This window comes from Paraburkholderia sp. SG-MS1 (assembly GCF_012275575.1).
Taxonomy (GTDB): Bacteria; Pseudomonadota; Gammaproteobacteria; order Burkholderiales; family Burkholderiaceae; genus Paraburkholderia.
In genome coordinates, this window is sequence record NZ_NPIH01000294.1 from 19,307 (window position 1) to 45,451 (window position 26,145).

The window sequence follows — 26,145 nt, forward strand, 5'->3', positions numbered from 1 at the left end:
GAGTCGGTCGTGTTCGGCGACGCCGGGCGGCGCGAGTCGTTGCTCGCCGCCGGTCTGCACCGCGCGGCCGCGGTCGCGATCACTTACGCGAACACGCCGTCGGCATTGCGGGTGCTGCACAACATTCACGAGGAAGAACCGACGCTGCCGGTGATCGTGCGCACCGTCGACGACGCCGACCTCGAAAAGCTGCTGGCCGCCGGCGCGACCGAAGTGATTCCGGAAATCGTCGAGGGCAGTCTGATGCTGGCCTCGCACACGCTGGTGGTGATGGGCGTGCCGATGAGGCGCGTAGTGCGGCGGGTCGAGGAGATGCGCGACGAACGCTATGCGCTGCTGCGCGGCTATTTTCACGGCGCCGACGACATCGATGACGACGACGGCCACGAACAGGTGCGGCTACAATCGGTGCCGGTCGACGCCAACGCGGACGCGGTGGGTCGCACGCTCGCGGAACTGGGCCTGCTGGATCTGGGCGTGGAAGTGACGGCGATACGCCGGCACGGCATTCGCGGCGTCGAGCCGGACCCATCCACCAAGCTGCGCGCGAGCGACATCGTGGTATTGCGCGGTCTGCCCGAGCAATTGGCGCAAGCCGAGGAACGGCTCTCGAAGCACCGTCGAGCGGGCGTGGCTGCGGCGTAGGCCGGCGTTCGCGGCGCATGCGCGCCGAGCGCCGCGAGGCACAAGCAGCGAGCCGCCAGCCCTTATGCCGTGCAGATTCAGTTTTTCATCGGACCTGCCGAGGTCCATCCGGAGACATCATGTCCAACGCGCTTGTCGGCGCGCCGCTCGATGCGGCCGATTACATCAGAAGCCACATTCGCACGGTGCCCGACTGGCCGCAGCCGGGCGTGCAGTTTCGCGACATCACGCCGCTCCTGCAGGAGCCGAAGTCGCTGCGCGTGCTGATCGACCTGTTCGTGCAGCGCTATTTCGACGCGCAACTCGACTATGTCGCCGGGCTCGATGCGCGCGGCTTCATTTTCGGACCGATTCTCGCGTACGAGTTGAATATCGGTTTCATTCCGATCCGCAAGGCGGGCAAGCTGCCGTATAAGCGGCTCTGGCAGTCGTACGAACTCGAATACGGCACCGCGACCGTCGAGATTCACGAAGATGCGTGCAAGCCCGGTGACCGGGTCGTGCTCATCGACGATCTGATCGCCACCGGCGGCACGATGATGGCCGGCAGGATTCTGCTCGAGCGGCTCGGCGCGGTCGTCGTGGAAGGCGCGGCGATTGTCGATCTGCCCGAACTCGGCGGCTCCAAGCTGCTGCGCGACGCCGGCCTCGCGCTCTACACCGCGACGAGCTTCGAAGGTCATTGAGCGCGCGCGTAGCCGCTGCTGTTCGCCGCACAACAAGAAGGTAACGACGATGCCCAACTTCCTGCTGTTTCTCGCCACGTCGATTGCGATTACCGTCGCGCCCGGTCCCGACAACCTGCAGGTGCTCGCGCGCGGCATCTCGCAGGGCCGCGCGGCGGGTCTCGTCGCCGCGCTCGGCTTCGCGGCCGGCATCACGTTTCACACGACACTGGCCGCGCTTGGCGTAGCCGCGTTGCTGCGCTCGTCGCCGCTTGCGTTCGAAGCGATCAAGCTGGCCGGCGCCGCCTATCTGATCTGGATCGGCGTCAAGGCGCTGCGCAGCCAGGGCCTCGCGACCGCGCATCAGCGCGCGCCGCAGCCGTTGCTGACGGTGTTTCGCCAGAGCGTGCTCGGCAATCTGCTGAACCCGAAAGTGACGCTGTTCTTCGTCGTGTTTCTGCCGCAGTTCGTGCAGCCGCACGGCGCGCAAAGCGTCACAGTGCAGATGCTCGAACTCGGCGTGCTGTTCATGTTGCAGACGGTCGTGGTGTTTTCGCTGTTCGGCGTGTGCGCGGGCATCATCGGCGGCTGGCTCAAGCGTCGGCCGCGAGTGGGCGTGTGGCTCGATCGCCTCGCCGGGGCGACGTTCATCGCCATCGGGATTCGGGTGGCGCTGCGTGACTGACGCGGCCGTGTGACCCACCGCGCGTTCGCCCCTCACCGGCCGCGTCTTGCACACCGTTCAGTTTGGAGTTCTGGATGACATTGCCTTGCATCACTGCCGCGCGCCGCTTCGATGCGGCTGCGCATCTGCCGTTCTGGATCGGCGCCGAACAGGTCGGCTGGATCCGGGCGAGCGACGTGCCCCTGCTCACCCGCTGGCCCGACGTGTTCGACATCGATAGCAATAGCCGCCACGTTCGCGTGGCCCTCGCGGCCGCGTTCGATACCGTCGAACGGCGCAGCGCGGCGCTCGGTTCCGTGATCGGCGCGCTGGCCGCGGAAGGCCGCATTCCCGGCTGGCGCAACGAGACCTACGCGATCCGCAATGCGTTCGACGCACCGCCGCTCGCTTACATCGAACGCGCGGCGTCGCGCTTCTTCGGCACGATGACCTACGCGGTGCATCTGAACGGCGTCGTAGAATACGCGCATGGCGCTCAGAAGGGCGCACCGCAATTGTGGATCGCGCGCCGCAGCGACACCAAGGCGACCGACCCCGGCATGCTCGACAATGTCGTCGCGGGCGGGATCGGTTGGGGCTTCGGCATCGAGGCGACGATCATCAAGGAATGCTGGGAAGAAGCCGGCATCCCCGAGGAAATCGCCGCGCGCGCCGTCGCCGGGCGCACCGCGCATGTGCTGCAATCGCTACCGGAAGGCACGCAGGCCGAACAGATTTTCATCTACGATCTGGCGCTGCCGGCCGATTTCGCGCCGCGCAATCAGGACGGCGAAGTGGGCGAGCACCGGCTCGCACGCATCGACGAAGTGGCGCGCTGGATCGAGGAGGGCGCGATGACGGTGGACGCGAGTCTCGCCACGCTGGATTGCCTGCTGCGCCGCCGCTGGCTCGATGAAGATGCGTGCGCTGGCATCGAAGCGTTGTTCGCGCCACCGGCGCTTGCGTAGGCATCGGCTCTGACAGCCGCAGCGCCCGCGACGACGAACATCCCGAAGCACGCAGCATCGAGCCGTACAGACTGAACAAACCACGCATTGAAGAAGGGAGTCACCCAGGTCATGTCGACCGATCACAGCTTTATCCTCAAACTGTCGTGCGCCGACCGGCCCGGCATCGTCCACGCAGTGTCGGGCTTTCTGTTCGAGCGTGGCAGCAACATTCTCGACTCCGCGCAGTTCGGCGACAGCGGCACCGGCGAGTTCTTCATGCGCGTGCATTTTCAGCAGGTGGGTGGCGACCCCGGACTGGAGGCGTTGCGCACGTCGTTCACGGAACTTGCCGAACAGTTCGGCATGCGCTGGGAGCTGCATGACGCGTCGGTGAAGCCGCGCGTGGTGATCATGGTGTCGAAGATTGGTCACTGCCTGAACGATCTGCTGTTCCGCTACCGTACCGGCCAGTTGAACATCGAGATTCCAGCGATCATCTCGAATCACAAGGAGTTTTATCAACTCGCCGCGAGCTACGACATTCCGTTTCATCACTTCCCGTTGCTGGGCGGCACGCCCGATGCGAAAGCCGCACAGGAAGCGCGCGTGCTCGAAGTGATCGACGAGCATCAGGCGGATCTGGTGGTGCTCGCGCGCTACATGCAGATTCTGTCGCCGAAGCTGTGCGAGGCGCTGGCCGGCCGTGCGATCAACATTCACCACTCGTTCCTGCCTAGCTTCAAGGGCGCGAAGCCGTATTACCAGGCGTTCGACCGCGGCGTGAAGCTGATCGGCGCGACCGCGCATTACGTGACGACGGATCTCGACGAAGGTCCGATCATCGAGCAGGAAGTGGAGCGCGTCGACCACAGCATGACGCCGGAACAATTGACGGCGATTGGCCGGGACGTCGAATGCGTGACGCTTGCGCGTGCGGTGAAATGGCACGTCGAGCATCGCGTCGTGTTGAACGGCAGTAAGACGGTGGTGTTCCGGTAAAAGCGGTTGGGGCGTTCAAGGCGCCCATGACTCCCGGAGCGGGCGGCGACGAGAGCCTTCGTGCCGCCGCCACGCCACAAATGCGCCGCGCGATCCGCCCGGCGCAACCTTCCTCCTATGACCGCGCCGCCGACCCGCCCGCCTCGCGCGCGAGACCAGCGTTCTGCGCCGAACGGCGGCGCGCATTCAGCTTCTTCAGCCAGATCAGCAGGCCCGTCGCGCTCAGTACGGCGACCGCGATGCCCATTGCGCTGATCAGAATCCGTCCGCCGAGTCCGAGGATGCGCCCCGAGTGCAGCGGGAATTGCACCTGCATGAAGATGTCGCCCGCGCTGCCCTTGCCCGGAATCGTTTTGCCGAGCAGCTTGCCGGTGGCCGCGTCCCAATACATCCACGGGTTGCCAAGGCCGATGTCGCCGTGATCGTTGCCGGGCGCGTAGAAGCCCACGCCATATGCGTGCAGGAATTCCGCGTAATAGATGCCGCCCGGCGGCGCGGCGAGGTGCATCGACTTGCCGGCCTGCTCGGCGAATTTGACGATCTGTTCACGGCTCAATACCTGATCGCCGGGTTGCGGGGCACGCAGGATTTCAGGGTTGTTGATCGGGTCCGGCGTGAGCGTCGAGAGCATCGAGACGACTGGGCGCACCACCGGCCCCGACAGATTCATCGAGATCGACGTCAGCGCGATGACCATCAGCAGGCCCCAGATCCAGACGCCGCCAGAGCGGTGCAGGTCGAAGGTGAGCGCATAGCCGCCGCGCTTCAGACGAAACGCGAACGACTTGCGCCACGCCTTGACGCTCGGGAACGACAGCACGAGGGCAATCACGCTGTCGAACAGCCACACGATGCCAACGATCCCCATCAGCCACGTGCCGGTATCGATACCGCCGGCGAACGGCAAGTGCAGCGTGTAGTGCAGCTTGTAGATGAACGGGATCAGATTGATGGGCGCGAGCGATACGGCGCCCCACTCGCGGCGCCCCTGGATCTCGCCGGTGGCGGGATCGACGGCGACCTGGTTGAAATCGAGCGGGTAGGGCTGTTTCGTGGCCGGGTTGGTGCGCGGCAGCACCATCATCTGCAGCGTGTGGCCGGGTTCGGCGATCAGCGGCAAATAGGTCACCTGAAGCCGCGGGTCGGCGGCTTCTACGCGGCGGGCCAGTTCCAGACCCGACAGCGCCGGAGCATCCGTGTGGGCTTCGAAGAACGACGGATTCAGCGCTGCATCGAGTTCATGGTCCCACGCGATGATCGCGCCGGTCAGGCCGGCGACGAACAGAAACAGCGCGGTGGCGACGCCGAACCAGCGGTGCAGACGGACGAGCTGGCGTCTCATGCGCGAGCTGGCAGAGCGGGGAGGAAAGGCTGAACGGGTGTCACGGCGAAATCGATCTGTAAATGGGAATTGTTCGCATCTTAGGGGCTTGCGCAAACTACCGCAAGTTTCTCGTGCAGCGGCGAGCGTGGGCGTTTGATGGGATCAAAGGGAAAAGACCAAAAAAAACGGCACCGAAGTGCCGTTTTTGCTTGCCCGACCGGGCGCCCGTGATTCGTCCGGGCATTCACACGAGCCGCAGGTAGATCAATTCCCGCTTGATGTACGCATAGAAGATCGGCGCCGCGATCACGCCCGGGATGCCGAACGCGGCTTCCATCACGAGCATCGCGATCAGTAGTTCCCACGCGCGCGCCTCGATCTGTCCGCCGACGATGCGCGCATTCAGGAAATACTCCAGCTTGTGGATCAGGATCAGGAACACGAGCGACATGACCGCCGCCGGGAAACTCACCGACAGCGCCACCGCGACGATGATCGTGTTCGAGATCAGATTGCCGATCACCGGCAGCAAGCCGACGATGAACGTCACCAGCACCAGCGTTTTCGACAGTGGCAACTGGTCGTGGAAGATCGGTAGCACCACCAGCAGGAAGATGGCGGTGAAGACCGCGTTGAGCGCGGAAATCTTCACCTGGGCGAACACGATGCGGCGAAACGCATCGGCGAAACGGCTCACGCGCGTGACGAAGGCCGTGGACAGCGGCAGCCGGTGCATATGCTTCTGCGCGCCCACGGCGATGATCGCGCCGATGATCATGCCGATCAGGATGTGCGTGAAGCCACGCGCCGCGGTCGTGCCGCTTTGCTGCAGCATGTTCGCGTGCGTGTGCATCAGCTCTTCGGCCTTGGCCTTCATCTGCTCGGTGTCGACCGGCAGCGAATTGGCGATGAATTGCGGAATCCGGCCGCGCGCCTGGTGAATCAGTTGCATGGCCTGATCGAGCAGGTTCTGCACGCTCGGCACGTCGTTCTCGAAATGCTCGATGATGCCTAGCGTGAGCCCAGTCAGCGCCCCCACGATCACCACCGACAGGATCACCACCGCGAGCCAGCGCGCCCGCATGCTCGACATGTGGCGCTCGATGCGCGGCGCGATCGTATGCACGAGCTGAAACACCAGCAGCCCGGCGAGCAATGCGCCGAGCAGCTTCAGTTCGATGACCGCCCACATGCCGGCCAGCATCACAACGTAACTGCCGATTTCGACCGCCGACAGCTTCGGCAGGCTCATGTCGCTAGTCAGCCTGACCGGGCGTGGGCGTAGGTCCTGCACTTCCCCGTCGTCGCGCGCCTGATTCCGCTTGGCCATGGCTTATCCCGTCTCCCACCCTTGTTGTGCAGCGTTACTTTTTGCTGGCCGCCCGCTTGAGCAGCGGCGCCAGATACTTGCCGGTAAAACTTGCCTTCGACTTCGCGACCTGCTCCGGCGTGCCTTGAGCGATGATCTGCCCGCCGCCCGCCCCGCCTTCCGGACCGAGGTCGATGACCCAGTCGGCGGTTTTAATTACATCGAGATTATGCTCGATGATCACGACGGTATTACCCTGGTCGCGTAACCGGTGGATCACTTCCAGCAGCAGCGCGATGTCGTGAAAGTGCAGACCGGTGGTCGGCTCGTCAAGGATGTATAGCGTGCGACCCGTGTCACGCTTGCTCAGTTCCAAAGATAGTTTGACGCGCTGCGCCTCGCCACCCGACAGTGTAGTGGCCGACTGGCCCAGCCGGATATAACCCAGACCGACGTCCAGCAAGGTTTTCAGCTTGCGCGCGACGACCGGAACCGGCTTGAAGAACTCGTAGGCGTTCTCCACCGTCATGTCGAGCACTTCGCTGATGTTTTTGCCTTTGTACTGCACGTCCAGCGTTTCGCGGTTGTAGCGCTTGCCGTGGCAGACGTCGCACGGTACGTACACGTCCGGCAGGAAGTGCATTTCCACCTTGAGCACGCCGTCGCCCTGACAGGATTCGCAACGCCCGCCTTTCACGTTGAACGAGAAGCGGCCCGGATCGTAGCCGCGTTCCTTGGCGGCCGGCACGCCGGCGAACAGCTCGCGGATCGGCGTGAACAGGCCCGTGTAGGTGGCCGGGTTCGAGCGCGGCGTGCGGCCGATCGGCGACTGGTCGACGTTGATGACCTTGTCGAAATGCTCGAGGCCTTCGATCGACTCGTACGGCGCCGGCTCCGTGGCCGAGCCGTACAGGTGATGCGCGACCGAGTGATACAGCGTGTCGTTGATCAGCGTCGACTTGCCCGAACCGGACACGCCGGTCACGCACGTGAGCAGCCCAACCGGCAGATCCAGCGACACGTGCTGCAGATTGTTGCCGTACGCCTCGACGATGCGCAGACGCCGCTCGTCGGGAGCCTTGCGCTCATCGGGGAATTCGATGTTGCGCGCGCCGGACATGTACTGGCCGGTCATCGACGCCGCGTTCGCCTGCACCTGTTTGGGCGTGCCCTCGGCGATCACCATGCCACCGTGCTCGCCCGCGCCGGGGCCCATGTCGACCACGTAGTCGGCCATGCGGATCATGTCCTCGTCGTGTTCGACGACGATCACCGAGTTGCCGAGATCGCGCAGATGCTTGAGGGTGGCGATCAGCCGGTCGTTGTCGCGCTGATGCAGGCCGATCGACGGTTCGTCGAGCACGTACATTACCCCGGTCAGCCCGGAACCGATCTGCGACGCGAGGCGAATCCGTTGCGCCTCGCCGCCCGACAGCGTTTCCGCGCTGCGTTCCAGCGACAGGTAATCGAGCCCGACATTGTTCAGGAACATCAGGCGCGCGACGATTTCCTTCACGACTTTGTCGGCGATCTCGCGCTTCGAGCCTTCCAGCCGGAGCGTCTGGAAATAGCCGAGCGCATCGCGCAACGGCCAGCCACTGATTTCGAAGATGCCGCGCGCGTCCCCGTCCGCGCCGATCCGCACGAAGCGCGCTTCGCGGCGCAGCCGCGTGCCGGCGCAGGCCGGGCACGGCTGATTGTTCTGATACTTGGCGAGTTCTTCGCGCACCGCGACCGAATCAGTCTCGCGGTAGCGCCGCTCCAGATTCGGGATGATCCCTTCGAATACATGCTCGCGCACCGACGTGCGGCCGCGCTCGTTGATGTACGAGAACGGAATCTCCTGCTTGCCCGACCCGAACAGCAGGATCTTGCGGACTTTCTCCGGCAGGTCTTCGACGGCCGTGTCAATGTCGAATTCGTAGAACGCCGCGAGACTTTGCAGCATCTGGAAGTAGAACTGGTTGCGCCGGTCCCAGCCTTTCACCGCGCCCGCCGCGAGCGACAGCGACGGATGCGCGACCACCCGCTTCGGATCGAAGAAGGTGATCTGGCCGAGGCCGTCGCAGTCCGGGCACGCGCCCATCGGGTTGTTGAACGAAAACAGCCGCGGCTCCAATTCCTGCAACGAATACGAGCAGATCGGGCAGGCGAACTTAGAGCTGAATAGATGCTCCTTGTCCGTATCCATTTCGAGCGCGATCGCGCGGCCGTCGGCGAGACGCAGCGCCGTTTCGAACGATTCGGCGAGGCGCTGCTTCATGTCCGGACGCACTTTCAGACGATCGACGACGACGTCGATCGTGTGCTTGTCGTTCTTTTTCAGTTTCGGCAGGGAGTCGACTTCGTAGATCTTCGCGACGCCTTCGTTGGCGGTGCCGCCGCCCGAGCGCACGCGAAAACGGATGAAGCCTTGCGCCTGCATTTCCTCGAACAGTTCGACGTGCTCGCCTTTACGGTCCGCCACCACAGGAGCGAGGATCATCAGCCTGGTCTCTTCGGGCAGCGCGAGCGCTGCGTCGACCATTTGCGACACGCTTTGCGCTTCGAGCGGAATCTCGTGATCGGGGCAATAAGGCGTGCCGACCCGCGCGAACAGCAGCCGCAGATAGTCGTGAATTTCGGTGACGGTGCCGACCGTGGAGCGCGGATTGTGCGAGGTCGCTTTCTGTTCGATCGAGATGGCCGGCGACAGGCCTTCGATGAGATCGACGTCCGGCTTTTCCATCAACTGAAGGAACTGGCGCGCATAGGCGGAGAGGCTTTCGACGTAGCGCCGCTGTCCTTCCGCATACAGCGTGTCGAACGCCAGCGACGATTTGCCCGAGCCGGAAAGGCCCGTAATGACGACGAGCTTGTGACGGGGTAAATCTAGATTGACGTTCTTCAGGTTGTGGGTGCGAGCCCCACGAATACGGATTTGTTCCACGGATTTATTCCATGAACTGGCGGAAAGAGGAAGAGGCTAAACCTGCTACTATAACGACTTTTCAAGGCCGTCGTTACGGCTTCCTGACAGCGCGAATCACGCGCGAGGCAAGCTGTAAGGCTGCGGTTTAGCGCCGCGGGGAAGGGGTTTAGCTGGGGCCGTTTTCCGCGAGTACAAGGCACAGCGAGGCTGGGGGGCATGCTGCAAGGCCGCCGGCTCGAACGCCGCGCCTGCGGGTATTGCGCCTACGCCGTGGCAAGCTGCCAGCTCGTGACGGTCTCAACCGGCCTGTCTCGCAGCCGGTTCCGGTCGCTCGCCGCCGGTCGCCCGCAGTGTGCCGTCCAGCTCATTCAAAGAACGCTCCCGATGTCCAATCCGTCCGCCACTTCCACACGCATGAGCGCGCCTGAACTGCGCGCGACCGTGTCGCTCGCCGCCATCTTCGCGCTGCGCATGCTCGGTCTCTTCATGATCATGCCGGTGTTCTCGATCTACGCGAAGACCATTCCGGGCGGCGACAACGTGCTGCTGGTGGGCATCGCGCTCGGCGCGTATGGCGTGACCCAGTCGATGCTTTACATTTTCTACGGCTGGATCTCCGACAAGGTCGGGCGCAAGCCGGTCATCGCCACCGGCCTGCTGATCTTCGCGCTCGGCAGCTTCGTCGCGGCGGGTGCGCACGACATGACGTGGATCATCGTCGGCCGTGTGATTCAGGGGATGGGCGCGGTGTCGTCCGCGGTCATCGCGTTCATCGCCGATCTCACGTCCGAAGAGCATCGCACCAAGGCGATGGCGATGGTTGGCGGCAGCATCGGCGTGTCGTTCGCGGTGGCGATCGTCGGCGCGCCGATCGTGTTCCAGTGGGTCGGCATGAGTGGCCTGTTCACGCTGGTCGGCATCTTCTCCATTCTCGCGATCGGCGTGGTGCTGTGGGTCGTGCCCGACGCGCCGAGACCGGTGCACGTGCGCGCGCCATTCGCCGAAGTGCTGCACAACGTCGAGCTGCTGCGCCTGAACTTCGGCGTGCTCGTGCTGCACGCGACGCAAACCGCGCTCTTCCTCGTCGTGCCGCGCATTCTCGAAGCCGGGGGCTTGCCGGTCGCATCGCACTGGAAGGTATATTTGCCGGTGATGGGCCTGTCTTTCGTGATGATGGTGCCGGCGATCATCGCCGCCGAGAAGCGCGGCAAGATGAAGGTCGTGCTGCTGTCCGCGATCGGTCTTATCCTGATCGGACAGTTGTTATTGGGCGTCGCTCCGCATACGATTCTGAGTGTGGCGGCGATCCTTTTCGTGTACTTTCTCGGCTTCAATATTCTCGAAGCGTCGCAGCCTTCGCTGGTGTCGAAACTGGCGCCGGGCACTCGCAAAGGCGCGGCTGCCGGCGTGTACAACACGACGCAGTCGATCGGTCTTGCACTGGGTGGGATGGTCGGCGGCTGGCTATTGAAAGTGGACGGCCAAAGCACGGTGTTCCTCACTTGCTCGGGGCTCGTGTTTTGCTGGCTTATAATCGCCGCAAAGATGAAACAGCCACCGCGCAAGGCGTAGTACGCAACACGCGCCGGGCTGTCGCGGCGCACCCGGGAGCACATCCCGAATTCATCCAGAACTCACCCGGCGGCGGGCAGAGGCGCTGTTCCGATCTCGGCCCGCGGGGCATGAGACGCGAACCGCTCAGTGCCGCGCCGCCCGCAACGGAATCAACAGGAGAAACTCATGGCATCCGTGAATAAGGTCATTCTCGTCGGCAATCTCGGAGCCGATCCGGAAGTCCGTTATCTTCCGAGCGGCGATGCAGTGGCGAACATCCGCCTTGCGACGACGGATCGGTACAAGGACAAGGCGTCCGGCGAGATGAAGGAAGCCACCGAGTGGCACCGCGTGTCGTTCTTCGGCCGCCTCGCGGAAATCGTTTCGGAATATCTGAAGAAAGGTTCGTCGGTCTATCTGGAAGGGCGCATCCGCACGCGCAAGTGGCAAGCGCAGGACGGCACCGATCGCTACTCGACCGAGATCGTCGCCGAGCAGATGCAAATGCTGGGCGGTCGCGGCGGCTCGATGGGCGGCGGCGGTGGCGACGAAGGCGGTTATAGCCGCGGCGAGCCGTCGGAGCGTAGCGGCGGTGGCGGTGGTGGCCGCGCAATGTCGTCGGGCGGCGGTGCTTCGCGTGGCGGCAGCGGCGGTGGTGGCGGTGGTTCCAGCCGTCCGGGCACGCCAGCAGGCGGTGGCTTTGATGAGATGGATGACGATATTCCGTTTTGATGAGAGTGCCCACAGGAGGAAGCAAAGTTCTGTCTTCAACTCCTTGATGGCTAACGAACAAGCTGGTTTCAGGGCGTCCGTTCGAGACGCCCTTTTTTGTGCCGTTCGAACGGTTTGGCGAGAATGTCCGGGGCCGCTTTTATTGCTTCTTGCTCTCACCGCTTCAAATGCGTCAGCGCATCTCTCAACGGCTGGCTGGAAATCACAATCGGCCCCGAAAACGGCGTATCCAGATCGACGATCACATAGATTGCCGAAGCAATCGACACCGCCCCCAGCGAAATGGTGACGAGCGCCAGTGCATTACGCGGCGCAATCAAACCGAAGCTCAGAAAAATTACACACAACCAGAACGTGAGCGTCTTGAAGAACGGCTGCGATATCGAGCTATGCGCTTCTTCGATGAGCTTCCACCGCGCGTCCACGACGCGCCGGTATTGCGTCAACGCGTCGTCGAGCGCACGTGCCTCCAGCGAATCCCGCGTTCGCAATTGCCGTAACTGCCGGCCCACGTCGGTCAGCATATCGCCGAGCCGCACGTTTTCCAGCCGCTTCGAATCCTGCGGACCGAGGTTCCTGGGGTAGTCGCCGCTCGGCGCCGTCTCCTGAGGCCAGGTCGACGCGATCGCCGCCGAAGTGTACTGGCGCAATAGGCGACGGGCTTCGTCGGTATCGTTGCCGAAGTCGCGCAAGGTCGCGTCGAATTCGATCAGATCGGCCGCGTAGCTGCGCAGATCGTTCGACGCGGTGTCAAAGCTGGACTTCGCGGAGGCCGTCATCAGGCCGAGCACCAGGGCGGCAAACGTCACCAGCATGCCGATCACCAACTGGACGAGCTGAACGGTCTCGTGCGCCTTGTGCTCTTCGGGCAGAAGCGGTCGTACCCACACGCCCAGGCCGGTCGCCATGAGCAGCAGCGCAAAAACCAGTAGAGCCGATCCGACTTCCGCCATAGAAATACTCCGAAGACTGGTGCGTCGTCACTTTCCATCAACTGCCGGGCGCCGGATACCCGGGTAGTCCCGCACCGGAATACGCGGCGGGAATGGCCCTGCGCTCGCGCCCGTCACTTGATGTGTCGCAACCATATGCGTCATCGACCATAAAGTTTTCTGCTGTGCCGCCGTAGTCCCTCAGTGTGGTGGTTGCTTAAATTCTAGACAAAAGTTGCGGACCTGGCCGGAAGGGTTTGGGCGCAGCACGCGTGGCCGGAGCCATCGAGGCACCGGCCACGCGGCCCATTGGAGACAAGCCCGATGTTGAGAAATCTGTCGATTCGCACCTGCCTTAGCCTGATGATCGTGTTCTTTGGCGTCGTGTTGCTGCTCGGCGCCGCCGCGGGCCTGCTGTCGCTGCGCTCGAGCAACGCGTCGCTGCAACAGATGTACACCGTCGACACCCCCGCCGTCGCGGACCTCGAAGGCAGCTCCGGCCAACTGCTGCGCCTGCGGCTGGCGCTCGCGACGTACGCATCGCTGATCGAGCTGAACGATCAGGATGGCGCGAATGCCGTGCTCAAGCGTTTCGATCAGTACCAGAAAGTTTCCAACGAGCGGCTTGCCCACTATGTGAGCCGCGCGAGCACGGACGACGATGAGCAGCGTCTGATCAAGGACATGCAGGCCAAGCGCGACAGCTTCCTGCGCGAGGGCGTCGATCCGGCGCTCGCCGCGCTCAAGTCGGGCGACAGAAACGCATTCAATCAATTGCAGGCGCATAAGCTGCCGTCGCTTTACAGCACGTACGAGAAGGCGATGCTCGCGCTCGAACAGTTGCAGCTCGACCACGGCGCGCAACGCTACCAGGAGGCGCAGGACCTGTTCTACGCGATCTGTATCGCGGTGGCGATCGGCATGGCGGTGTCGCTGCTCGGGTCGTTGATTGGGCGCATGGTGCTGGTGCGCGCGATCGTCAATCCGGTCGACGCGACTATCGCGCAATTCCAGCGGATCGCCAACGGCGACCTGACGAGCCGGATCGATGTCACCAGCGACAACGAAATGGGCCGTCTCGCGGCGGCGCTGCGCAAGATGCAGGAGTCGCTGATCGGGACGGTCAATGCGGTACGTCAAGGCACCGAATCCATCGACACCGGCGTGAGCGAGATTGCGGCCGGCAATGCCGATCTGTCGCAGCGCACAGAAGAGCAGGCCGCATCGCTGGAAGAAACGGCGGCGAGCATCGAAGAACTCACGTCGACGGTCAAACAGACGGCGGACAACGCGAAGCAGGCGAGTTCGCTCGCGCAGGGCGCATCGAGCCTGGCTGCGCAGGGCGGCGACCTTACCGAGCAGGTGGTGGGCACGATGCACGGCATCGTCGACGACTCGCGGCGGATTGCCGATATCGTCGGCGTGATCGAAGGGATTGCGTTTCAGACCAACATTCTCGCGCTGAACGCCGCGGTCGAAGCGGCGCGCGCGGGCGAGCAGGGACGCGGCTTCGCGGTGGTGGCGAGCGAGGTGCGCTCGCTCGCACAGCGTAGCGCGGCGGCGGCCAAGGAGATCAAGGGCTTGATCGACGAATCGACGGCGCGGGTGCAGGCGGGCTCGCAACTGGTCGAACGCTCGGGCTCGACGATGGCCGAGATCGTCGACGCGATTGCGCGCGTCAGTTCGATCATGGGTGAGATCGCGGCGGCAGCGATCGAGCAGAGCACCGGCATCGATCAGGTCAATCTCGCGGTCGCGCAGATGGATGAGGTGACGCAGCAGAACGCCGCGCTGGTCGAGCAAGCTGCGGCGGCGGCCAGTTCGCTGGAAGATCAGGCGCGGCGGCTGTCATCGGCGGTGGCGGTGTTCCACACGGAGAGCGGCTCCGCTGCGCTCGGCGCCGCGGGCGTGCGACGCCGGGACGCTTCTGCCGCTGCCTCGAAGCGGGATGACGCGGGGTTCGTGGCGGCCTGACGTCGAATCCTGTTCGTCGGCGCTCGTTCATCGAGGCCGTTCGGTTGAGGCCCATTGCGCACGGCGGCGCGCAGCGTCATTGCATGGCAGCATAATACCTGGCGAGGCTATCGATCTCCGCCGAGGTCAACTGCCGCGCCACATTGCGCATCTGCTCGTTGATGTCGTTGTGCCGCGCGCCGGAAGCGAACGCGCGCATCTGTCCGGCGAGATAAGCCGACGACTGCCCGCCCAGCCATGGCGCCGCACCTTTGCGATCGAGCTCGCCATGACAGGCCGCGCAAGGCGCGATGTTGCGCTGTGGATCGCCTTGCATCGCCAGCTTCACCGCGTTCGCATCCAGCTCTTCGCCGACACGTCGCGTCTCGGCGCCGGAGCCTCTCGTGAGCGACGTGTAGTAAGCCGCGAGATCCTGCAGATCCTGGTCGCTGCGCCCCGCAATGATCGCCTGCATCACCGCGTTTTGCCGCCGCCCGCTCTGGTAGTCGCGCAATTCCTTATAAACCGCATCGCCGTACTGTCCGGCCAGCCCCGGTGCCGTGACCTGCGGCGTGCCGAGCACACCGTGGCACATCGAGCAGTGCTGCGTCGCGATCGTCGCGCCGCGGCCGATCGAATCCTCTGCAGAGCGCGTCGGATGCCACGGCGGCAACACGACCACCTCGCTCGGCACCGGATTGCCTGCGCTCGCACCGCTATACCAGCTCGACGGCGCACCGGCCGCGCCGCAGATCGTCGCCCATAAGCCGCGATCGCCGAAGGCACTGCTCGCCGACGGCAGCCAGATGAAACCGATCAGTATTCCTACGATCGCAATCGCGATCGTGCCGCCCACGCTCCAGGTGAACCACGCGTTACGCAAGCTGAAGACGCGTTCCTCACTCATCGCTGCGCTCCGATGACGACCGCCGGCACCGACGTCTGCGGCAGTCTGAGCAACTGTACGATCGGTACGCTGTAATTCACGACCGTAAGGCCGATCATCAGCGCGACCCACAAGCCAAAGCTATTGAGCGCGGCCGGCACGCGCTCGACCGGATGCACCGCGCTCGCGAAACGGAACGCCTGCGGTTGCACTGCTGGCCCGAATTGAGACTTCGCGAGGATGTAGACGAACAGCACGCCCGAGGCGACGAGTACGAGGCCGCCCACTGCCGACATGCCGACCCAGAATGCCTGGTCCTGCATGCCCGACATCGTGTAATCGTAATAAGCCATGCGGCGCGGCGCGCCGAGCAGGCCCACGTAATGCCACGGCAGCGTCACCATCATCATGCCGATGAACCACAGCCACAATTGCGTGCGCACGAGCTTTACCGAGACGAGCGCGCGGTGGGTCAATTGCGGCCACAGTTCATACGCGATCGCGAAGTACATGATGACGATCGCGCCGCCGAAAATCAGGTGGAAATGGCCGGTCACCCACTGCGTGTTGTGGACCGTCGAGTTCAGCTGATAGCTCATGTTGATCAGCCCGCCCGCGCCGCCGAACCCCAGCATGACGAACGAGAACGCGATCACCAGCATCATCGGATTGCGCCACGGCAACGCGGTGAGCCAGCCGAACGCACCCTTGCCGCCGCGCAGCCTGCCGGCGATTTCCACCGACGCACAAATCGTGAACACGGTCAGCAGCGTCGGCACCGACACCATGCCGGTGAACACCGCGTGGAGGAACTTGAAGCCGGAGCCGACCTGCGGATCGGCGAACAGATGGTGGATGCCGATCGGCATCGCGAATACGAGGAACAGGATGAACGACACGCGCGCCATCGCATCGCTGTACAGGCGCCCGCCGATCGCGCGCGGCACCAGCGTGTAGTACGCGATATAGGCCGGGATCAGCCAGAAGTAGACGATCGCATGCAGCGTCCACGAGAACAGGATGCGCGAGAGGCCCGCATCGATGGTTCGCGTCAGGCCGAAGGCGACGGGCAGGATCTGGAACAGGATCTCGGCCGCCGCGCCGACGGCGGTCCACGCCCACAGATAGGCGCCCGCCACGTTGGCGAACATCGCGAGCGGCACGGCCTTGCCGGGATTGACGCGCTTCCAGATGCGCAGGTTCACGTGCATCAGCGCGACCCAGATCCACGAGCCGACCACCACCAGCACCACGCCGAGGTAATAGAACGGGCTGCCGATCATCGGTGGATAGAAGGTGTAGAGCACCGAGGCCGTGCCGAGCGCGACCGGCACCATCGCCATGACCGCGCCGACCGCCAGCATGATGAACGCGGCCCACGCCCACCTGATGCCGGCAAGTGTCTGCGCGAGCGCGAGTTCGACGATCGCATAGCCGAAGCCCATCGACACCAGCGTGGGCATCACGTAGGCCATCACCGAGCCGTGCGCGGTCACCGATCGATAGTACAACTCGGGGTCGCCGATCCACGGCACGAGCGGGCTGCGCACCAGCATCTGCCAGGCGCCGAGCAGCAGCGCGATCAGAAACGTGATGAAGGCGAGCCAGAAATGCGCGAGAACGAGTCGCTTAGCGTGCAACACAGCTCAACCTCCGTGATTGTCTGGCCTGCTCGAAGAAGGCGGCTTTATCGATCACTTTCACATGCGCCCACATGGTCTGATGGCCGAAGCCGCAGAATTCGTGGCACGGCATGGTGTGATCGGCGGGGTGGTCGAACTGGGTGTTCAGCGTGGCGACGTAGCCGGGCACGACCATCGTGTTGATGTTGGTGTTGGTGACGAGCAGCCCGTGCACGACGTCGGCGCTCGTGGTGCGGATCGTGATCGGCGTGTCGGCGGGCACCAGCAGGCATTGCGGCGTGAACGAGTACTGCTGCGCGATGAAGCGCACAATCACCGAGCCATCCGGCTGCACCGCGCTGCCGAGATTGTCTTCGACGAATTCGCCGGACAGTTGCAAACGCGCCGGGTCGATCGTTTCGACGCGCGACGGCGGCATCATCGCCCAATGCAGGCCGGAGAAGACGATCACGGCCAGCATCAGCACGATCAGCCCGACCACGAAAACCGCCCAGCGTCGCTCGGCGCGCAACGCGACCGCGTGGCCGCTCTCCGGTTGAGGATTGGAATCGGTCGACATGGTCAGTGAATGATGCCGCGCGGCAGAAACGCGAAAAAGTAGAAGCCGAACCAGATCGCCATGACGATCAGCGTCGCGACGCCGGCAAGCGCAACTGCGCCATGCGGACCGGCCGCGACGACGCGCTCCACTTCGTCATCGGTGGGCGGGGCCGCGCTGTGGGTGTCGTTCGCTTCCATCTCGATGGTTCTCCGGTGCGGCGCGTCAATGCAGCGGCGCCTTACGCAATTCGTTGACCTCGCGGGCCGTCACCGGCTGGCCGTGATTGCCCCACGCCGTGCGGATATAGGTGACGACGGCCGCCGCTTCGACGTCGTTCAGTTCCTGGCCGAACGGCGGCATGCCATACGGCTGCGGATTGCGCCTGGTGCCGGGCGGAAACCCCCCGTTGAGCACGATCCGGATCGGATTGACCGCCGAATCCATTTCGATCGACTGGTTGCCCGCGAGCGGCGGATAGTGCGGCAACTGGCCTTCGCCGTTGGCGCCGTGGCACAGCGCGCACTTGTCGGCGTAGATCTGTTTGCCGAGCGCGAACGTCCTGGGATCGGCTTGCGGGGACGGGCCGGTCTTGCGGCCGCGATTGTCCGGCAGCGACTTCAGATACACGGCCATCGCGCGGACGTCTTCATCCGACAGATGCTGCAGGCTGTGATAGGTGACTTCCGCCATCGGGCCGTACACGGCGCCACGCGCGGAGATGCCGCTCTGCAACAGGTCGACGATGTCCTGGATGCTCCAGTCGCCGAGGCCGCCGTCCTTGTCCGATGTCAGCGACGGCGCGTACCAGTTCTGCACCGGAATCAGGCCGCCGGCGAATTGCTCGCGCTGCGACGAACCGCCGAGCATGTTGATCCTGGTGTGGCACATCGAGCAGTGTCCGAGCCCTTCGACCAGATACGCGCCGCGATTCCATTCAACCGATTTTGTCGGGTCGGGCTTGAACTCGCCCTCGTGGAAATACAACGTGCGCCAGCCGTATAGCAGTTCGCGTTTGTTGAACGGGAAGCGCAGCGTGTGCTTGCGGTTGGGCTCACGCACCGGCTCGACGGTGCGCAGGAACGCGAAGATCGCGTCCGAGTCTTCGCGCGTGACCTTCGTGTACTGGGCGATCGGCATGGCGGGGTAAATCAGCGTGCCGTCCGGTTTGCGGCCGGTGCGCATCATATTGAAGAACGCTTCCTCGCTCCACGTGCCGATGCCGTACTGCGCGTCGGGCGTGATGTTCGGCGAAAACAGCGTGCCGAACGGCGTTTCCATCGCGAGGCCGCCAGCGAACAGCTTGCCGCGCGGCGCGGTGTGACAGGCGATGCAGTCGCCGGCGCGCGCCAGATATTCGCCGCGTTGGACGATCTCGGGGCGTGTATCGGGGGCGCCGCCGTGCGTCGCTGCGGTCGATGGCGAGGCCGTCGGTGTGGCCGGCGCAGGATCCGCGGCGCGGGCTTCGGAGATCAGTGGCGCATGCCCGGCATGAAAGAGCAAGGCGCAGCCAGTCGCGACGAGGGCAGCGGTTAGGCCGCTAAAAACCGCGCCCCGCACCCGCCCGCAACCCCGCAAACAAAGTATCGGCTTCATTGTGGTTGGCTCCCGCATGCTAGGGGCAGCCGCTCAGCGGACGCCGGTGCGGGCCGCGGATCGGCCGGACGCGGTTGGCGGGACAGCCAGCTCGATACCGCGGTGATGTCGCGATCGCTCAGCTTGACCGCGATCGAATGCATGCAGTCCGGCGCGAGTGCCCGACGCGAGCCCGAGCGCCACGTGCCCATCTGCCCGGCGATGTAGCTCGCATGCAAGCCAAGCAGGCCCGGAATGCCCGGCTGGGTGCCGGTCATGCGCGCGCCGTGGCAGGCGATGCACGCCGGTATGCCGCGTGCCGGGTCACCGTGCATGACCAGTTGCTCCCCGGCCGCGAGCACCTTGGCCGAGACGTTGGTGTGATCGGCGTCGGGAAAGGGCGGTTGCAGATCGGCGAAGTACTGGCTGATCTGGCGCAGATAGTCGTCGGGCAGGAAGGCGAGCAGATAGCCCATCGGGGGATAAGTGCGGCCGCCGTCGCGAAACGCGCTCAACTGATTGAACAGATAGTCGGCCGGTTTGCCGGCGATGCGCGGAAAGTAGTCGTTGTTGCGGCCCTGGCCCTGCACGCCGTGACACGAGGTGCAGGCGCGCATGCGCTCGGCCATCGCGGACGGCATCGCGCTCGACGTATCGGTGGCCGCAGCGGTGGCCGCGAGCGCCGCGCCACTCCACACGACATGAAGCACGAACAGAACCGAAGATCCGATAGTTCTACGATGCACGCCAGGCCTCGTTGGGAGCGTTCTGCTTCTCGATTTATTTGTCACGCGTTCGTTCGTGGATTCATGCGCGAATCCGACGCACGACGCATCGCGGGTCTGCCAGTTGTTTTGCTTTTTTTTCTTATAACGACTGCATTACGGCGAATCGAAACGGACTTATTCCGGACGACGAAGCGTTGATGCTGTACGGCGATGCAAGTGTCTGGCGAAAACGGTGATCTGCGCTGAATGCGCGGCTGAACTGCGGTTTCCGGGCTGCGAGAAAGGACGTTTGGAACGTCGGGCAGCGTGTAGCAGGGTGCAGGAATTTATCCCACGCGTCAATAGCCGAAAAGACTTCGAATTGATCTACATCAAACCTTCATAGGCGTCGGCTAAAACGCTTTCAAATGGAATTGCGCGCAAGCATCCGTATCGATGCTGTCACGCGAACAGGATCGTTTGAGGTTGCACCATCCGCATCAAGCGAACAGGTGCATCAAGGCCGTGCGTGCATTGCTGACCAGTTCGCTTTCGCCGAGTCGCCCGGGCAGCAGATGAAACTCCACGGCCGGCAACGCAGGCAATCCGACGCTGCTGGGACAGGCCACGAGACCGCCGCCGATCGACGATTCGTTGAGGCAGGAAATGCCGAGCCCGGCCTTCAATGCCAGTTGCAAGCCCGCCACGCCCGACGCGGAATGCGAGATCAGATAGGGCACCTTGTGCTCGTCGAGCAGCTTCACGACGAAACGCTGCAACTGGCAACTCGACGGCAGCAGCACCAGTTGATACGGCGCGGCCGGCCGCTGTTGGGCATCGGCGGCGCTCACCCAGAGCAGCTTCTCGCGCCGCACCACGGTGCCCGGCGCGCCGCTGCGCCGGCCGGCGGCGCGCGGGTGGCCGGTCACGAGCCGTAGCGAGAGACCGATGTCGAACATCGCGTCGTCATCGGCCTTGCTGTCGATCACGGCGCTCGGCAACACGGTGACGTGCAGCTTCAGCCGTGGATGCTGTTCGGAGAACGTTTTGAGAATGCGCGCGATCTCGTGCGGCCGGTAGTAGTCCGTGATCGCGATGCGCAGTTCGCCGTCGAGCGAGCGGCCTTGCAGGTCTTCGAACGCCGCTTCGCTCATCGCGATGATGCGTCGCGCATGATCGAGCAGGCGGCTGCCGGCGGGCGTGGCGCACACCCCCTGCTTGCTGCGCAGGAACAGCGGCTGGCCGGCGCGCTCCTCGAGTTTCTTCAACTGCTCGCTCACCGACGATTGCGACAGGAAAACACGCTCCGCGCCCGCCGAAACGCTGCCCGATTCCGCGACGGCCACGAAGGTGCGCAACTGCGTGAGGTCGAATCCGCGTTGGCTCATGATTCGGTATATCCGATGAAAGACATTTGAATTTCCGGCTTTTCCGATGGAAAGCTCAACCGTAGGATACCTCCGAAGATCATTGCGGAGAGGTGTCATGGGAAACAGGTCGATTGCGGTTGCAGGCGGGGCGCACGAGCGTGGCGCGAGCCACCGGTGGAAGGTGCTGGGCGTCGGATTCGCCGCGAACGCGAGCTTTTCCGCCGCATTTTCGGGTATTCCGACGACCGCGGTGTTTCTGCGCTCAGGCTATCACCTCGGCAATGACGGACTGGGACTAGTGCTGGGCATGCTCGGTCTCGGCATTGCGATCAGCGAGTTGCCGTGGGGCCTGTTGACCGACCGTTGGGGCGACCGCCGTGTGCTGCTGCTGGGGCTGCTGTCGACCGCCGCCGCGCTCGCCGGGCTCGCGTTGTTCGTCGCGCCGAGCGGCGCCCATGTGCCCAGCGTGACGATGCTCGCGCTCGGGCTGCTGTTGGTCGGCCTGCTGGGCGGCAGCGTCAATGGATCGAGCGGCCGCGCGGTGATGGCGTGGTTTCGCGAGGGCGAGCGCGGGCTGGCGATGAGCATCCGCCAGACCGCCGTGCCCGCGGGCGGCGGGATCGGCGCGTTGATGCTGCCGGCGCTCGCGTCGCGATTCGGTTTTGCGAGCGCTTATACCGTGCTGGCTCTGGCGTGTGCGGTCACGGCGCTGTTCGCATGGCGCTGGCTGCACGAGCCGCCTGCGCACGCCGATGCAGCGGAGCGCGAGCCCGCTCCCCGGTCGCTTCGGCCGGGCCGGCCGGCTCGGCACGCGCATGGCGCAGGTGCGGCGCTCGCTTCGGGGGCGCACGGCGCGACGTCCGCGCTCGGCACTGCGAGGCACGGCAAGCGTGCGGCGGCCGGTGCCCCTGCGAAGGTCTCGCCGTTACGCGACGTCGCCATCTGGCGGGTCGCGCTAGGCGCCGGCGCGCTGTGCGTGCCGCAGCTCGCCGTCGTCACGTTCGGCACCGTGTTTCTGCACGACTACGGCCATGCGAGCGTGCTGGCGATCAGCGTGACGATGGCCACGGTGCAAGCCGGCGCAGCAATCGCACGGGTCTGGAGCGGCAGTTGGACCGACCGGCGCGGCAATCGCCGGGCATACATGCGCGCCTGCAGCTTGCTGAGCGCGATGCTGTTCGCGTCGCTCTCGCTGGCGACGGAGCTCGCCGGCCCGCATCACACGGCGACCACTACGCTGTTCGCGCTGATGGTCGTGCTGGGCGGCATCAGCGCGTCGGCATGGCACGGCGTCGCCTTCACGGAACTCGCCACGCTGGCCGGGACGAACCGCGCGGGCACGGCGCTGGCGATCGGCAACACCTGCGTGTTTCTCACGCTCTTTCTGACGCCGCTCGCAATTCCGCCGCTATTGTCCGTGGGTTCGTGGCCGATCGTGTGGGCGGCGGCGAGTGCGTGCGCGCTGCTCGCGTTGCCCATTTTCCCGCGCGCCATGCCGGGGGGCAAGGCGGCGGCGAGGGGTTGCGATGCAATCCGGTAGTCGAACCGTTACCCCTAACAGAAAAGGCACAGCAAAAGCGATATGCCAATGCCGGAATGACTCAGCCCGGATAATTAATTTTGATTTATTTGATAAAGATAGAAATAGACCATTTATTTTTGCATGATTCGGAATGCTCTGATTTTTGCGCAATTTTAGTGATGATTTTATGAGCGCCTTAGCGCATGGCTTCGTCGTCATGCGCTCAGTCAAAACGCGCTGTGCGCTCAGAGTGTCTGGCGCGCGAGCCAACCATTCCTACAACGAACGAGCAAAATTTCAGTGCATCTGCGAATCATTCTGGCAGACGATCATCCGTTCGTGCTGCTCGGCTACCGGGCGATGCTGGCAACCCAGGCCGGCGTCACGATCGTCGGCGAGGCGCACACGCCACGCGCGCTGATTGAACTGCTGCAGCGCGTCCCCTGTGATGTGCTCGTGACCGACCTCTCCATGCCGGACACCGACAGCGCTCCCGAAGACGATTTCGCCCTGATGCGGCGTATTCGCCGCGACTGGCCGCAGTTGCGCGTCGTCGTGGTCACGACGACGACGGCCCCTTCGATTCTGCGCGCGGTCGTGGCGGACGACGCGGTGAGCGCGCTTGATAAAGCCGAGTCGATGGACGCGCTCTGGCAAGCGATCGAAGCGAGCGCAAACGGTGCGCGCTACCTCGGCCGTTCGATCGCGGACGCACTCGCGTGCCCGCAGAACGACGCGCGCTCGTCGCTGCAGACAGTCCGTCTGTCATGGCGACAGACGGAGGTCGTCAAGCGGCTTGTCAGCGGGCAGTCTATCGCCGAGATAGCGCAGGCGCTCGGCTGTCATCGCCGTACGGTTAGCCGGCAAAAGCGCGCAGCGATGACGAAGCTCGGCGTCACGCACAACCCCGGCCTTTTTTCGCGCCTGTACGCATGCGGCATTCTTGAAATTGTTTCGCATATTTAAGCATCGTCCGTTGCGATTGACTAAGGTTATTTCGGAACGCTCTTATGTTTATCGGCGCAGAAATATTCAATTATCGCGATAGAGCCGGTTGCGTCGTAGAGAGCGGCACAAATACAAAATACCGAGGAGCAGCTGACGATGAACGACACCGCTGAGGCGAGCGCACCGGTTCGAGCCATCATAGCGGACGACCATCCACTGGTTCTGCTGGCAATCGAAAATCTGGTGCGCACCTATCCGAACATGCAAATTGTCGGACGCGCGGCCGACGCCACCGAACTTTTCATGCAGGTCGATCGCGGCCCATGCGACCTGGTGCTGATGGACCTCTACATGCCGGGCAATATCGACGGTAGTGGGCTGGACGTCGTCAAGCAGTTCAAAACGCGTTATCCCAATGTCGCGCTCATCGTCCTCACCATGGAAACCGAGGCGGCCGCGCTGCAGAGCGTGATCGCGCTCGGGGTCGACGGACTCGTGAGCAAGCGCGACCGGATCGATCTAATCCACGTGGCGGTCGTCACGGCGCTCGCGCGCGAGTGTTATGTCGGACCCGCGGTGCGCACGCTGATTGCCGACGCAACGGTGGCCCAGCGGCTCGACCTCGTTCGCAGCGCGTTATCGCGTCGTGAACTCGAGGTGTTCATGCAGTACGCGTCGGGATTCGCTGTCAGTGAAATCGCCGCGCGCCTGGGGCGCAGCGTCAAGACGATCAGCGCACAGAAATGCACGGCGATGCGCAAGCTTTCATTGCGTAGCGACGCGGAACTGTTTCGCTTCGCCGCCGAGCACGGCGTCATTTCCGAGTGGCGTGGTCAAAGCCGCTGAAAGATCACGAAGATGCGACTGAAGCCACTGGCATTCCAGTGACGCGCCATGCCGTCGCATGGCGAACAGCATAAGGGTTGACACAGTCCGGGGAAGCACAGTGCGTGCGGGCGGTGTCAGTCGACAAAGACAACAACAAAATGACACACAAGATCCGCGTCATCGTGGCCGACGATCATGAATGCATTCGCGTCGGCGTCAAATATCTGCTGCAGGCGAGGCCCAATATGGAAGTGATCGGCGAGGCGGCCGACACCCATGGTCTGGCTATCCTGCTCGATGCCTGTGCGTGCGACGTCGTCGTCTCCGACATCGCCATGCCGGGGATCGACGGAAGCAGCAACGCGGTACCGTTTCTGCGCCGGCTGTTGCGGCGCCGGCCGCATCCGCATGTCGTCGCGCTGACGATGATCGGCAACGGTCACCTGCTGTCCGGACTGCAAAGCATCGGCGTCAGCGGAATAATCGACAAGCGCGACGCTGCGCAAACGCTGGTCGATGCCATCGCTGTCGTGGTTTCCGGCCGAGTTCATCTGTCGGAGCGGGTGCGTGTCGCGCTGAACGCCGCGGAGCGGGCGCCGCACCCTTACGTCAATGTGCTGAGCGCGCGGGAATGGGAAGTCTTCCAGCTCTATGCGCAGGGCCTCGCGGTTCATGAAATCGCCGAACGTCTGCTGCGCAGCGGCAAGACCATCAGCACGCAAAAACGCAGCGCGATGCGCAAGCTCGGATTGGAAACGGAAGACGATTTAGTCGAATACGCAAGGCAAATCGGCGTGATCTGACATTGCTTGACTTTTGAATAGCATTGATGACTAAAGGGCAGTGGATTTAAGAATTTTCTGATTCGTATAACGATCCCCAAACTCAATAATTCTGAATTGACTGAGGCGTTATTGCTTGCCTACCTGACGGCGACTCGTATTTCGTTGTCCTGGACGTAACAGGCCTTAGACAGTTAAGAGCAGAGGGCTGGTGCAATCACGCGGTGCGTCTGCCTCGTACAGAGAAAAATGGGAGGGGCGCATGGTCACGCTGGGTAAGCGGTTGTGGGTGGAGGGTGTGGGAACGGCGTGGCTGGTGTTCGCTGGATGCGGCAGCACCGTGCTCGATACCAGCATGATCCTGCAGGGCCATGCTGGCCTGGACGTGTCGCTGGCATTCGGCCTTGCATTCGCCACGGCTGGCTATGCGTTCGGTGGCATTTCAGGGGCGCATTTCAATCCCGCCGTCACTGTCGGCTTCACGGTCGCCCAGCGCTTTCCGGTGCGTGATCTGCTGCCCTACATTGCCGCGCAGATTGCTGGGGCGATCTCCGCGGCGGCGTTCCTCGCGTACGTAGCGAGCGGCCGCCCTGGCTTCGATCCGGGTGCAAGCGAATTTGCCGCGAATGGCTTCGGCGCCCATTCTCCCGCCGACTATCAACTGCACTCGGCGCTGGCCATCGAATTCGTGCTGTCGTTTGCGTTCGT

24 protein-coding genes are annotated in these 26,145 nt (G+C 63.8%); 13 read left to right on the forward strand and 11 right to left on the reverse strand.

All coding sequences use genetic code 11. The annotated features are described in order from the left end of the window. The 5 genes from CIC12_RS33545 to purU form a co-directional block, all read left to right on the forward strand. On the forward strand, positions 1-645 hold a 645-nt coding region (locus CIC12_RS33545; protein ID WP_238813002.1), incomplete at its 5' end, for a TrkA C-terminal domain-containing protein. A 119-nt stretch (positions 646-764) separates the two neighbouring features. Then, complete coding sequence (locus tag CIC12_RS32450; protein ID WP_168670627.1) at positions 765-1,331, forward strand: adenine phosphoribosyltransferase; 567 nt, start codon at positions 765-767, stop codon at positions 1,329-1,331. 49 nt (positions 1,332-1,380) lie between these two features. Beyond that, a complete protein-coding gene (locus CIC12_RS32455) occupies positions 1,381-1,995 on the forward strand; it encodes a LysE family translocator (protein WP_168670628.1) in 615 nt (204 codons plus the stop codon). 74 nt (positions 1,996-2,069) lie between these two features. Next, positions 2,070-2,942: an NUDIX hydrolase gene (locus CIC12_RS32460; protein ID WP_168670629.1), complete on the forward strand. Its 873-nt coding sequence runs from the start codon at positions 2,070-2,072 to the stop codon at positions 2,940-2,942. A gap of 111 nt (positions 2,943-3,053) precedes the next feature. Continuing rightward, on the forward strand, positions 3,054-3,923 hold the full coding sequence (gene purU / locus CIC12_RS32465; protein ID WP_121316476.1) for a formyltetrahydrofolate deformylase: 870 nt from the start codon (positions 3,054-3,056) through the stop codon (positions 3,921-3,923). A gap of 115 nt (positions 3,924-4,038) precedes the next feature. On the opposite strand, the gene CIC12_RS32470 is transcribed toward purU, so the two are convergent. From CIC12_RS32470 to uvrA, 3 genes are all read right to left on the reverse strand, one after another. After that, positions 4,039-5,265, reverse strand: a complete 1,227-nt coding sequence (locus CIC12_RS32470; RefSeq protein WP_168670631.1) for a PepSY-associated TM helix domain-containing protein — start codon at positions 5,263-5,265, stop codon at positions 4,039-4,041. A 226-nt stretch (positions 5,266-5,491) separates the two neighbouring features. Continuing rightward, on the reverse strand, positions 5,492-6,577 hold the full coding sequence (locus tag CIC12_RS32475; RefSeq protein WP_168670633.1) for an AI-2E family transporter: 1,086 nt from the start codon (positions 6,575-6,577) through the stop codon (positions 5,492-5,494). A gap of 34 nt (positions 6,578-6,611) precedes the next feature. Continuing rightward, complete coding sequence (gene uvrA / locus CIC12_RS32480) at positions 6,612-9,485, reverse strand: excinuclease ABC subunit UvrA (RefSeq protein WP_168670638.1); 2,874 nt, start codon at positions 9,483-9,485, stop codon at positions 6,612-6,614. A gap of 366 nt (positions 9,486-9,851) precedes the next feature. On the opposite strand from uvrA, the gene CIC12_RS32485 reads away from it, so the two are divergent. Beyond that, positions 9,852-11,039, forward strand: a complete 1,188-nt coding sequence (locus tag CIC12_RS32485; RefSeq protein ID WP_168670640.1) for an MFS transporter — start codon at positions 9,852-9,854, stop codon at positions 11,037-11,039. Between the two features lie 168 nt (positions 11,040-11,207). Continuing rightward, positions 11,208-11,753, forward strand: coding sequence for a single-stranded DNA-binding protein (locus tag CIC12_RS32490; RefSeq protein WP_168670642.1), 546 nt, complete (start codon positions 11,208-11,210; stop codon positions 11,751-11,753). Between the two features lie 155 nt (positions 11,754-11,908). On the opposite strand, the gene CIC12_RS32495 is transcribed toward CIC12_RS32490, so the two are convergent. Next, positions 11,909-12,706: a bestrophin-like domain gene (locus CIC12_RS32495; protein WP_168670644.1), complete on the reverse strand. Its 798-nt coding sequence runs from the start codon at positions 12,704-12,706 to the stop codon at positions 11,909-11,911. Positions 12,707-13,009: 303 nt separating this feature from the next. Between CIC12_RS32495 and CIC12_RS32500 the strand changes: the two genes are divergently transcribed. Then, positions 13,010-14,659, forward strand: a complete 1,650-nt coding sequence (locus CIC12_RS32500; protein WP_168670646.1) for a methyl-accepting chemotaxis protein — start codon at positions 13,010-13,012, stop codon at positions 14,657-14,659. Positions 14,660-14,735: 76 nt separating this feature from the next. Here the strand turns inward: CIC12_RS32500 and CIC12_RS32505 are convergent, their stop codons facing one another. The 7 genes from CIC12_RS32505 to CIC12_RS32535 form a co-directional block, all read right to left on the reverse strand. Next, on the reverse strand, positions 14,736-15,545 hold the full coding sequence (locus CIC12_RS32505) for a c-type cytochrome (RefSeq protein WP_168670648.1): 810 nt from the start codon (positions 15,543-15,545) through the stop codon (positions 14,736-14,738). After that, positions 15,542-17,167, reverse strand: a complete 1,626-nt coding sequence (locus CIC12_RS32510; protein ID WP_168670650.1) for a cbb3-type cytochrome c oxidase subunit I — start codon at positions 17,165-17,167, stop codon at positions 15,542-15,544. The genes CIC12_RS32505 and CIC12_RS32510 overlap by 4 nt, the downstream gene beginning before the upstream one ends. Further along, on the reverse strand, positions 17,154-17,726 hold the full coding sequence (locus CIC12_RS32515; protein ID WP_168670652.1) for a cytochrome C oxidase subunit II: 573 nt from the start codon (positions 17,724-17,726) through the stop codon (positions 17,154-17,156). The genes CIC12_RS32510 and CIC12_RS32515 overlap by 14 nt, the downstream gene beginning before the upstream one ends. 2 nt (positions 17,727-17,728) lie before the next feature. Beyond that, on the reverse strand, positions 17,729-17,905 hold the full coding sequence (locus tag CIC12_RS32520) for a hypothetical protein (RefSeq protein ID WP_168670655.1): 177 nt from the start codon (positions 17,903-17,905) through the stop codon (positions 17,729-17,731). Positions 17,906-17,930: 25 nt separating this feature from the next. Continuing rightward, positions 17,931-19,301 (reverse strand): c-type cytochrome, encoded by a 1,371-nt coding sequence (locus tag CIC12_RS32525; RefSeq protein ID WP_174772281.1) that lies wholly within the window; start codon positions 19,299-19,301, stop codon positions 17,931-17,933. Then, positions 19,298-20,026 carry a c-type cytochrome gene (locus CIC12_RS32530; protein WP_168670659.1) on the reverse strand — a complete coding sequence of 243 codons (729 nt, stop codon included), beginning with the start codon at positions 20,024-20,026 and terminating at the stop codon, positions 19,298-19,300. The genes CIC12_RS32525 and CIC12_RS32530 overlap by 4 nt, the downstream gene beginning before the upstream one ends. Positions 20,027-20,487: 461 nt before the next feature. After that, entirely contained in the window at positions 20,488-21,375 is an 888-nt protein-coding gene (locus CIC12_RS32535; RefSeq protein ID WP_168670661.1) for a LysR family transcriptional regulator, read from the reverse strand. Between the two features lie 97 nt (positions 21,376-21,472). On the opposite strand from CIC12_RS32535, the gene CIC12_RS32540 reads away from it, so the two are divergent. From CIC12_RS32540 to CIC12_RS32560, 5 genes are all read left to right on the forward strand, one after another. Continuing rightward, positions 21,473-22,897, forward strand: coding sequence for an MFS transporter (locus CIC12_RS32540; protein ID WP_168670663.1), 1,425 nt, complete (start codon positions 21,473-21,475; stop codon positions 22,895-22,897). A gap of 282 nt (positions 22,898-23,179) precedes the next feature. Continuing rightward, positions 23,180-23,845, forward strand: a complete 666-nt coding sequence (locus tag CIC12_RS32545; protein WP_168670665.1) for a response regulator — start codon at positions 23,180-23,182, stop codon at positions 23,843-23,845. 138 nt (positions 23,846-23,983) lie between these two features. Beyond that, positions 23,984-24,673: a response regulator gene (locus CIC12_RS32550; protein ID WP_168670667.1), complete on the forward strand. Its 690-nt coding sequence runs from the start codon at positions 23,984-23,986 to the stop codon at positions 24,671-24,673. A gap of 140 nt (positions 24,674-24,813) precedes the next feature. Next, positions 24,814-25,458, forward strand: a complete 645-nt coding sequence (locus CIC12_RS32555; RefSeq protein WP_168670669.1) for a response regulator — start codon at positions 24,814-24,816, stop codon at positions 25,456-25,458. A 241-nt stretch (positions 25,459-25,699) separates the two neighbouring features. After that, positions 25,700-26,145 (forward strand): aquaporin (locus tag CIC12_RS32560; RefSeq protein ID WP_174772282.1); only part of this gene is annotated, 446 nt, incomplete at its 3' end.